The 9654-nt window shown below is 73.6% G+C and carries 1 protein-coding gene; it reads left to right on the top strand.

What is annotated here, in order from left to right; genetic code table 11:
* Nucleotides 1–39: 39 nt before the first annotated feature.
* Nucleotides 40–9654, top strand: a complete 9615-nt coding sequence (locus tag STRVI_RS37535) for a type I polyketide synthase (protein ID WP_014060785.1) — start codon at nt 40–42, stop codon at nt 9652–9654.

Here is a 9654-nt window from a genome sequence, read left to right as displayed (position 1 = left end):
ACATGAGCACCCCCTCCCTCTTCGCAAGGAGCCGACGCAATGGTGAATAACGAGGACAAGCTCCGGGATTACCTCAAGCGGGCCACCGCCGACCTGCGTCAGGCCCGCCGACAGCTTCGCGAGGTCGAGGAGCGGCACCAGGAGCCGATCGCGATCGTCGCGATGAGCTGCCGCTACCCGGGCGGTGTCCGCACCCCCGAGGAGCTGTGGCGGCTCGTCCTGGGCGGCGAGGACGCGATCTCCGGCTTCCCCACGGACCGCGGCTGGGACATCGAGTCGCTCTATGACGCCGACCCCGACCAGGCGGGCGCCAGCTATGTGAACGAGGGCGGATTCCTCTACGACGCGGGCGGCTTCGACCCCACGCTCTTCGGGATCTCGCCGCGCGAGGCCATGGCGATGGACCCGCAGCAGCGGCTGCTGCTGGAGACGTCCTGGGAGGCGTTCGAGCGGGCCGGGGTCGACCCGACCGGGCTGCGCGGCAGCCGGACCGGTGTCTTCGCGGGCGTGATGTACCACGACTACACCTCGCGGCTCGACTCCGTGCCCGAGGGCGTCGAGGGCTTCCTCGGCACCGGAAGCTCCGGCTCCATCGCCTCCGGCCGGGTCTCGTACACCTTCGGTCTTGAGGGCCCGGCGGTCACTGTCGACACGGCGTGCTCGTCGTCGCTGGTCACGCTGCACATGGCGGTGCAGGCGCTGCGCAGCGGCGAATGCTCGCTGGCGCTCGCGGGCGGTGTCACGGTGATGGCCACCCCCTCGACGTTCACCGAGTTCAGCCGGCAGCGCGGACTCGCCGCCGACGGCCGCTGCAAGCCCTTCGCCGCCGCCGCGGACGGCACCGGCTGGGGCGAGGGCGTCGGCATGCTGCTGGTCGAGCGGCTGTCGGACGCGCGCAAGAACGGCCATCCGGTGCTGGCGATCGTCCGGGGCTCGGCCATCAACCAGGACGGCGCGTCCAACGGTCTGACCGCGCCCAACGGCCCGTCCCAGCAGCGCGTCATCCACCAGGCGCTCACCAACGGCCGCCTCTCGGCGGCCGATGTCGACGCGGTCGAAGCACACGGCACCGGTACGACGCTGGGCGACCCCATCGAGGCACAGGCGCTGCTGGCCACCTACGGCCAGGAGCACACCGAGGACCAGCCGCTGCTGCTCGGCTCGATCAAGTCCAACATCGGGCACACCCAGGCGGCGGCCGGTGTCGCCGGAATCATCAAGATGGTCATGGCCATCCGCCATGGCGTCCTGCCCAGGACCCTGCACATCGACGAGCCGACCCCGCATGTCGACTGGTCGGCGGGCGCGGTGTCGCTGCTCGCCGAGACCACCCCCTGGCCGGAGACCGACCACCCGCGCCGGGCCGCCGTGTCCTCCTTCGGCTTCAGCGGCACCAACGCGCACACCATCCTGGAGCAGGCCCCCGCAGAGGAGGCCGAGGAGGCCGAGGAAGCCACCGAGCGACCGGCTCCGTCGTCCAAGCGGCTGGACGTGGTGCCGTGGGCGGTGTCGGGCAAGAGCGCGGCGGCACTGCGCGACCAGGCGCAGCGGCTGCTGGCGCACCTCGAGGCCGACCCCGGGCCGAGCCCGGTCGACGTGGGCCTCTCGCTGACCACCACCCGGGCCCAGCTCGACCACCGCGCCGTGGTGCGCGGCCACGACCGCGCCGACCTGCTGGCCGGGCTCACCGCCCTGGCCGAGGGCGGTATGGCGGCGGGCGTCTCACAGGGCTCCGTCGTCGGCGGCCGGACGGCGTTCGTGTTTCCGGGGCAGGGGTCGCAGTGGGCAGGTATGGCGGTGGGGCTGATGGACGCCTCGCCCGTGTTCGCCGCGCGGATCGAGGAGTGTGCCGCGGCGCTGGCGGAGTTCACCGACTGGTCGTTGGTGGAGGTGCTGCGCGGCGCCGAGGGTGCGCCGTCGCTGGAGCGCGTGGACGTGGTCCAGCCGGTGCTGTTCGCGGTGATGGTGTCTCTCGCCGAGCTGTGGCGTTCGCTGGGTGTCCGGCCGGCGGCTGTGGTCGGCCACTCGCAGGGTGAGATCGCCGCCGCCTGTGTGGCGGGGATTCTGTCGCTTCAGGATGCGGCGCGTGTGGTGGCGTTGCGGAGTCAGGCGATTGGCCGGGTGCTGGCGGGTGAGGGCGGCATGGTGTCGGTGGCGCTGCCGGTGGCGGATGTACGGGAGCGGATCGCGGCGTGGGGCGAGGAGCGCATCTCCGTCGCGGCCGTCAACGGTCCCTCCTCGGCGGTGGTTTCGGGTGAGCCGGAGGCGCTGGACGAGCTGTTGGCCTCCTGTGAGGCCGATGAGGTGCGGGCGCGCCGGGTGCCGGTGGATTACGCCTCGCACTCCGCGCAGGTCGAGTTGCTCCGTGAGGAGCTGCTGGAGTTGCTGGCTCCCGTGGAGCCCAGGACGGCCGAGGTGCCGTTCTTGTCGACGGTGACGGGGGAGTGGGTCGAGGGTCCGGAGCTGGACGCGGAGTACTGGTTCACCAACCTCCGCCGTACCGTCGAGCTGGAGGGTGCGGTCCGCCGTCTGCTGGACGAGGGCTTCGGTGCCTTCATCGAGTCCAGCGCCCACCCCGTGCTCACGATGGGTGTGCAGGAGACCGCCGAGAGCGCGGGCCGTGAGGCTGCCGCGATCGGTTCGCTGCGCCGTGACGAGGGCGGCCTGGACCGCTTCTGGGCCTCTCTGGGCGAGGCGTGGACGCGTGGCGTCGGCGTGGACTGGGAGGCGGTGTTCGACGGTACGGGCGCGGAGCGCGTCGAGCTGCCCACGTACGCCTTCCAGCACCAGCACTACTGGCTGGAGGCGGGCACCTCCGCCGCTGCCGCCACCGCCGCCGACCCCGTCGAGGCCCGTTTCTGGGAGGCCGTGGAGCGCGAGGACTGGCAGGCGCTCGCCGCCGAGCTGGACGTCGACGGCGATGAGCGGGTCAGCGCGCTGCTGCCCGCCCTGGCCACCTGGCGCAAGCAGAGCCGTGAGCAGTCCACGGTGGACGGCTGGCGCTACCGCGTGACGTGGAAACCGCTCGCCGATGGACAGCCCGCCCGGCTGTCCGGCGCGTGGCTCGTCGTCGCCCCGGCCGCCGAGGACATCTGGACCGACGCCGTGGCCGGGGTGCTCGCCGAACGCGGCGCCGACGTACGGCGGATCGCCGTGGACACCGACGCCGACGGCCGGGACGAGCTGATCGAGCGGCTGCGGGCCGCGCTCACCGAAACCGATGGCATCCCGTTCGCCGGAGTGCTGTCGCTGCTGGCCCTCGACGGCCACCCGCACCCCAGGCACCCCTCCGTCCCCGCCGGAGTGGCGGCGCAGCTCGCGCTGGTGCAGGCGCTGGGCGACGCGGAGATCGGCGCGCCGCTGTGGTCCGCCACCCGTGGCGCGGTCTCCGTCGGCCGTACGGACACCCTCGAATCCCCCGAGCAGGCGCTGGTCTGGGGGCTCGGCCGGGTGGCCGCGCTGGAGCACGGTGAGCGCTGGGGCGGTCTGGTCGACCTGCCCGGGGCGCCCGACGAGCGGGCGCTGGCCCGGCTGGTGACCGTGCTCGCCGGGGCCGAGGAGGACCAGGTCGCGATCCGCGCCACCGGGCTGCTCGTACGCCGTCTGGTGCGCGCCCCGCTGGCCGCCACGCCCGCCGTACGGTCCTGGGAGCCGGCCGGTACGACGCTGGTCACCGGCGGTACGGGGGCGCTGGGCGCCCATGTGGCGCGCTGGCTGGCCACCAACGGGGCCGAGCACCTGGTGCTCACCAGCCGCCGTGGCCTGGAGGCCCCGGGCGCGGCGGATCTGCGCTCCGAACTGACCGAACTGGGCGCGAAGGTCACCATCGCCGCATGCGATGTGGCCGACCGTGCCCAGGTCGAGGCGCTGCTCGCGGGCATCCCGGCCGAACATCCGCTGACGGCCGTCGTCCACACGGCCGCCGTGCTGGACGACGGGGTGATCGAGGGCCTGACCCCGGACCAGGTGGACCGGGTGCTGAAGGTCAAGGTCGACGCCACCCGCCATCTGCACGAGCTGACCCGGGAGCTGGACCTCTCGGCGTTCGTGCTGTTCTCGTCCTTCGCGGCCACCTTCGGCGCTCCCGGCCAGGGCAACTACGCCCCGGGCAACGCCTTCCTCGACGCCTTCGCCGAGCACCGGCGCGCCCAGGGCCTGCCCGCCACCTCGCTGGCCTGGGGGCCGTGGGGCGAGGGCGGGATGGCCGAGGGCGGCGTCGGTGACCGGATGCGCCGCCACGGCGTCATCGAGATGGCGCCGCGGTCGGCCGTCACCGCGCTCCAGCACGCGCTGGACCGCGACGAGTCGGTGCTCACCGTCGTCGACATGGAGTGGAAGCGCTTCGTTCTCGCCTTCACCTCCGGCCGCTCCCGTCCGCTGCTGTACGACCTGCCCGAGGCGCGGGACGTCATCCAGGACATGGCCGGGGACGCCGAGGCGGACGGCGCGGGCGCGGTCGCGCTGGCGCAGCAGCTCGCCGGGGTGCCGGAGGCCGAGCAGGAGCGGCTGGTGATGGAGCTGGTCCGCACCGCCGTCGCGGCCGTCCTCGGCTACGCCGGCGCGGACGACGTCGAGGCGGGCCGGGCCTTCAAGGATCTTGGCTTCGACTCGCTGACCGCCGTTGAGCTGCGCAACCGGCTCAGCGCCGCCAGCGGGCTGAAGCTGCCGCCGACGCTGATCTTCGACTACCCCACCCCGACGGTGCTCGCGCGCCATCTGCGCACCGAGATCGCGGGCGGGCAGCGGGCGGCCGTGGCCGCGCTGCCGACCGCGGCGGCGCTCGCCGACGACGAGCCCATCGCCATCGTCTCCATGAGCTGCCGCTTCCCGGGCGGTGTGCGCACCCCCGAGGAGCTGTGGCAGTTGCTCACCTCCGGCGGCGACGCGCTGTCGGAGTTCCCGGGCGACCGCGGCTGGGACATCGAGTCCCTGTACAACCCGGACCCGGACGCGCAGGGCACCAGCTACACCCGCGAGGGCGGATTCCTCACCGGGGCCGCCGACTTCGACCCCACCTTCTTCGGGATCTCGCCGCGTGAGGCCATGGCGATGGACCCGCAGCAGCGGCTGCTGCTGGAGACGTCGTGGGAGGCGTTCGAGCGGGCGGGCATCGACCCGGCCACGCTGCACGGCACCCCGTCCGGTGTCTTCGTCGGCACCAACGGCTCCGACTACTCCATCGTCATGCGCAGCAACACCGAGGGCTACGAGGGTCACCTGGCCACCGGCAGCGCCGCGAGCGTCGTCTCCGGCCGCCTCTCGTACACCTTCGGTCTGGAGGGCCCTGCGGTCACCGTCGACACCGCGTGCTCGGCGTCGCTGGTGGCGCTGCACCTGGCCGTCCAGTCGCTGCGCCAGGGCGAGTGCACGATCGCGCTCGCGGGCGGGGTGACCGTGATGGCCACCCCGGGCACCTTCATCGAGTTCAGCCGCCAGCGGGGACTGTCCTCCGACGGCCGCAGCAAGGCGTTCTCCTCGGACGCGGACGGCTTCAGCCCGGCCGAGGGTGTGGGCATGCTGCTGGTCGAGCGGCTGTCGGACGCCCGCGAGAAGGGTCACCCGGTGCTGGCGGTCGTGCGGGGTTCCGCGATCAACCAGGACGGTGCGTCCAACGGTCTGACGGCGCCCAACGGCCCGTCCCAGCAGCGCGTCATCCGGCAGGCCCTCGCCAACGCCCGGCTGTCGCCCGCCGAGGTGGACGTCGTCGAGGCACACGGCACCGGTACGACGCTGGGTGACCCGATCGAGGCGCAGGCGCTGCTGGCCACCTACGGCCAGGAGCGGCCCGAGGGGCAGCCCCTGCTGCTCGGCTCCATCAAGTCCAACATCGGCCACGCCCAGGCGGCCGCCGGTGTCGCGGGTGTGATGAAGCTCGTGCTCGCGCTGCGCCACGGCGTCCTGCCGGAGTCGCTGCACATCGTCGAGCCCACCCCGCATGTGGACTGGTCGGCGGGCGAGGTCGAGCTGCTGACGGAGGCGCGGGAGTGGCCGGAGACCGGCCGTCCGCGCCGGGCCGCGGTGTCCTCGTTCGGCTTCAGTGGCACCAACGCGCACGCCATCATCGAGCAGGCCCCGGCCGAGGAGCCGGACGAGACCGAGCCGGCGGCCCGGCGGCCCGGCGCGCTGCCGTGGACGGTGTCCGGCAAGAGCGAGGCGGCGCTGCGCGCCCAGGCCGCCAAGCTGCTGGCCCACCTCGACGCCGACCCGGCCCTGCGCCCCCTGGACATCGGCCACTCACTGGCCACCACCCGCGCCGCCTTCGAGCAGCGCGCGGTGCTGGTGGGCACGGACCGGGACGAATTCGCCGGTGGTTTGGACGCCCTCGCTAGGGGGCAGGTCCTGCCCAACCTGGTGCAGGGGGCCTCAATCGGGGGCAAGGCCGCATTCGTGTTCCCAGGACAGGGGTCACAATGGGTAGGCATGGCCGTGGAGCTGTTGGATGCTTCACCGGTGTTCGCTGCCCGTATTGATGAGTGTGCCGCCGCGCTCGCAGAGTTCACCGACTGGTCGTTGGTGGATGTGCTGCGCGAGGCGGAGGGCGCACCGTCACTGGAGCGGGTGGACGTTGTTCAGCCGGTGTTGTTCTCCGTGATGGTTTCGCTCGCGGAGCTGTGGCGTTCGCTGGGTGTCGTCCCGTCGGCTGTGGTCGGCCACTCGCAGGGTGAGATCGCCGCCGCGTGTGTGGCCGGTGCCCTGTCGCTTCAGGACGCGGCGCGTGTGGTGGCGCTGCGCAGCCAGGCGATCGGCCGGGTGCTGGCGGGCGAGGGCGGCATGGTGTCGGTGGCGCTGCCGGTGGCGGACGTACGGGAGCGGATCGCGCCCTGGGGCGAGGAGCGCATCTCGGTGGCGGCCGTCAACGGACCGTCCTCGGTGGTCGTCTCCGGCGAGCCGACCGCGCTCGATGAGCTGGTCGCCGCGTGCGAGGCCGATGAGGTGCGGGCGCGCCGGGTGCCGGTGGACTACGCCTCGCACTCCGCGCAGGTCGAACTGCTCCGTGACGAGCTGCTGGAGCTGCTGGCTCCCGTAGAGCCCAAGACGGCCGAGGTGCCGTTCCTGTCCACCGTCACGGGGGAGTGGGTCGACGGTTCCGAGCTGGACGCCGAGTACTGGTTCACCAACCTGCGTCGCACCGTCGAGCTGGAGGGCGCCATCCGCCGCCTGCTGGACGAGGGCTTCGGGGTCTTCATCGAGTCCAGCGCCCATCCGGTGCTGACGATGGGTGTGCAGGAGACCGCCGAGGACGCGGGCCGTGAGGCCGCCGCGATCGGGTCGCTGCGCCGTGACGAGGGTGGCCTGGACCGCTTCTGGATCTCTGTCGGCGAGGCGTGGACGCGTGGCGTGAGCGTGGACTGGGAGGCCGTGTACGAGGAGACGGGCGCGGAGCGCGTCGAGCTGCCCACGTACGCCTTCCAGCACCAGAGCTACTGGCCGCAGGCGGCCGACACCCCGGCCGACGAGTCGGGCGCGCCGTCCGACGCCGTCGACGCCCGCTTCTGGGAGGCCGTCGAGCGCGAGGACCTGGCGTCGCTGGCCGACACCCTCGCGTTCGAGGACGACGGTGAGCGGTCCTCGCTCGGCGCCGTCCTGCCCGCCCTGGCCACCTGGCGCAAGCAGGCCCGTGAGCAGTCCACGGTGGACGGCTGGCGCTACCGCGCGACCTGGACCTCCCTGACCGAGGCGCAGGCCCCGCGGCTGTCCGGGACCTGGCTGCTGGCCGTGCCCGAGTCCGCCGCCATCGACGACTGGACGCTCGGCGCGGTCCGGATGCTCACCGAACGCGGCGCCGAGGTACGGCAGATCACCCCGACCGTCGTGGAGTCGGACCGCGCGTCGCTGACCCGCCTGGTGCGCGAGGAGCTGGCCGACACCGCGACCGTCGCGGGTGTGCTGTCGCTGCTCGCCTTCGACCAGGGCACCGCGCCCGGCACCGATGGTGTCAACGCCGGGCTGACCGGCACCGCCGTGCTGATCCAGGCGCTGGGCGACGCCGGGGTGGACGCGCCGCTGTGGTGCGCCACCCGGGGCGCGGTCGCCGTCGGGCAGACGGACACCGTGGAATCCCCCGATCAGGCGCTCGTCTGGGGCCTGGGCCGGACCGCGGCGCTGGAGTACCCGGAGCGCTGGGGCGGTCTGGTCGACCTGCCCGGATCGCCCGACGAGCGGGCGCTGGCCCGGCTCGCCGGAGTGCTCGCCGGGACCGACGGCGAGGACCAGCTCGCGGTGCGCGCGGCCGGGGTGTTCGCCCGCAGGCTCGCGCACGCCCCGCTGGCCGGTGCCCCCGCCGTACGGACGTGGAAGCCGGCCGGTACGACGCTGGTCACCGGCGGTACGGGCGCCCTGGGCGCTCATGTGGCGCGCTGGCTTGCCACCAACGGTGCCGAGCATCTGGTGCTCACCAGCCGCCGTGGTCCGGAGGCGCCGGGCGCGGCCGAGCTGCGGGACGAGCTGGCCGAGCTGGGCACCAAGGTGACCGTCGCCGCGTGCGATGTGGCCGACCGCAAGGCCGTCGAGACGCTGCTGGCCGCCATCCCGGCCGACCAGCCGCTCACGGCGGTCATGCACGCCGCGGGCGTCCTGGACGACGGTGTCCTGGACGCGCTCACCCCGGAGCGGTTCGCCACCGTCCTCGGCCCCAAGGCCGACGCGGCGCGCCATCTGCACGAGCTGACCCGCGACCTGGAGCTGTCCGCGTTCGTGCTGTTCTCCGGTATCGCGGGCACCCTCGGCGACGCCGGACAGGGCAACTACGCGGCGGCCAACGCCTATCTCGACGCGCTGGCCGAACAGCGCCGCGCCCAGGGCCTGCCCGCCACCTCGGTGGCCTGGGGCCGCTGGGGCGAGACGGGTCTGGCCGCCGACGGTGCCATCGGCGAGCGGCTCGACCGGGGCGGTGTCCCGGCGATGGCGCCGCACGCCGCCATCACGGCGCTGCAGCGGGCCCTGGACCACGCCGACACGGTCGTGGCCGTCGCCGACATCCAGTGGGACCGCTTCGCCTACGGCTACACGGCGGTCCGCCCGAGCCCGCTCATCGGCGAACTGCCCGAGGTCCGGCGGCTGCGGGAGACCGGCGCCACGGCCGGTGAGCCCGGCACGGCCTCGGACGGATCCCCGGCGGACACGCTGCGCAAGCGGCTGGCCGGGATCTCCCGGGCCGAACAGTCCGTGGTCGTCCTGGAGGTCGTGCGCACCAACGCGGCCGCCGCGCTCGGCCACCTCTCGACCGACGAGGTCGGCGCGGGGCGGGCGTTCAAGGAGCTCGGCTTCGACTCGCTCATCGCGCTGGAGCTGCGCAACCGGCTGACCGCCGCCACCGGGCAGAAGCTGCCCGCCACGCTGGTCTTCGACTACCCGACCCCGGCGGTCCTCGCCGAGTTCCTGTGCGGCCGGATCGTGGGCGACGGCGGTACGGCCGCCGCCCCCGGGCTGGCGGAGCTCGAGGCGCTGGAGTCCGCGCTGTCCGTCCTCGACCCCGGCAGCGCGGCACGGGACGACATCGCGGCCCGGCTGCGGGATCTCGCGGCGAAGTGGGCGGAGCCCCGTACGGCCGAGGCCGAGGCGGCGGACGGCGAGAGCGGGACCGTGACGGAGAAGTTGCAGGAGGCGACGCCCGACGAGGTCTTCGCCTTCATCGACAAAGAACTCGGAATCTGA

Origin of the sequence: Streptomyces violaceusniger Tu 4113, assembly GCF_000147815.2 — a bacterium.
Lineage (GTDB): Bacteria > Actinomycetota > Actinomycetes > Streptomycetales > Streptomycetaceae > Streptomyces > Streptomyces violaceusniger_A.
Note: the sequence above shows the minus strand (reverse complement) of the source record. Positions and strands in the feature narration are given on the sequence as shown.